This window comes from Paenibacillus vietnamensis (assembly GCF_020169515.1).
Taxonomy (GTDB): domain Bacteria; phylum Bacillota; class Bacilli; order Paenibacillales; family Paenibacillaceae; genus Pristimantibacillus; species Pristimantibacillus vietnamensis.
In genome coordinates this window covers 1-1,675 of record NZ_JAHMHW010000038.1, presented here as the reverse complement: position 1 = coordinate 1,675, position 1,675 = coordinate 1, and the positions used below count along the sequence as shown (strand labels likewise).

Sequence of the window (1,675 nt, the reverse complement as noted above, 5' to 3'; positions counted from 1 at the left end):
GAGGGCACTGAAAAACTTTCGTTTTTAAAATATGTAAGTACATCTCAAATGAAAAAGGTGCCATTCCGTCCGATTTTCGAACGGGATGGCGCCTTTCTCTTCATTTTATTTACTTTTATTCCTTTAGGAGAGTCATAATTCGTTTGAGATTGACTGCGAATATTGCCATGGCACCCTGCATCTGCATGCCAATTAGACCCGCGGATGAAGCTACATCATACCCGTGTCTATGTTTGAGTTCACTATTTTTTGCCTCAATTTTATAACGTTCTTTGGATTTCGCCTTGAATTCCTCACTATTTTGAAATGCTTCTTGTTCTATATGTTCATTTGATTTAATCGTAACCGAATAGGTTTTACTTTTCGTTCCTTCTTTATAACAACCCTCTCTCAGAGGACATACTTTACATTTTTCAATATCAAACATATATGTATCTTTTTGATTGTTATTAATGCCTTTTTTACCTGTACGTGCTTTACGAATTGCCAGATGACCTGCTTTACACACATACATTCCAGCATCTTTATTAAATTCAAATTCATCCTCTTTTTTTCGAGTTCCTTGTGTAATATTAGGATTTAATTTAGCCATTAGTTGTAATTCGTTTTGGTTCGCATACTGAATATTATCCTTTTCAGAATAAGCCGTATCGCCAATCACGGTATCGATTTCCATCCCTGTTTCACGACTTTTTTCAATTAAGGTTTGAAGTTGTTTCCCGTCACTTTTTTCTCCTGTTGTAATTACGGCAGCTGTAATAATACGTTCTTCATTCATTGCGATATGTGTTTTATATCCAAAGAAAGAGGAATCGGCTGTTTTATGGCCCACTCTCGCGTCTGGATCATTCGAGTATCGAAGTTGTTCGTGATGGTCTTCGACGATTTCCTTTAAGACGTTCAGTTTCGCTTTTACATTCGGGTATTCGCGAATGGTTTCTTCTGCTTCAACCGTTTCAATGACTTTTCGACTGTAATCTATTTCGTCTTTTAATTCATTCGTCATCGTTTTCGGTGGGAATTTTCCTTTCATTTTTTCATCAATTTGATAAACGGCTTTTCGTACTAGCTTAGACTTCTCCATTAAAATTTCTTTCGATGACTTTTGGTTATAGCGTGCTTTTGTATGCGTTGCGTCTACAATAATCGATTTACTTTTAATCAACTCTTTCTCCAGTGCAATCTCAACGGTCTTTTGAATGAGCATGTCTAATAAACTTATATCTTGAAGACGGAGCTTGCGGAATTTCGTTAATGAACTTGAATTAATGACCGGATCTTCTGGTGCCATGTCCAAAAAATATTTAAAAGACATATCGTATTTTGAGCGTTCTACGACATCAACATCGGATAAATCAAAAATCGATTTGAGTAATAAATATTTGAACATACGAATAGGTGGCACTGCATTGCGACCGTTATCGAGACAATATTTATTCTGCAATTCTTCGAGCACAAAAGAGAAGTCCACAAGTTCATTAATTTGGCGAAGCATATTATCGTTAGGCACAACGATATCGTAGATAGCCATAAATGGGCTAAGACTTAGCGATTGTTGGTTTGAAATTATCGGGAACACCACCTGAAATTAGTACAATTATTATACAATAAAAACAACGAGCCCTACCTCGAGAAATCGAGGTAGGGCTCGTTTAATTGAACTAGGAACTTTTTC

General features: G+C 36.3%; 1 protein-coding gene. It reads right to left on the bottom strand.

All coding sequences use genetic code 11. From position 1 onward, the window contains the following. Window positions 1-115 precede the first annotated feature (115 nt). Complete coding sequence (locus tag KP806_RS27420; RefSeq protein ID WP_224726931.1) at window positions 116-1,570, bottom strand: IS1182 family transposase; 1,455 nt, start codon at window positions 1,568-1,570, stop codon at window positions 116-118. Window positions 1,571-1,675 lie beyond the last annotated feature (105 nt).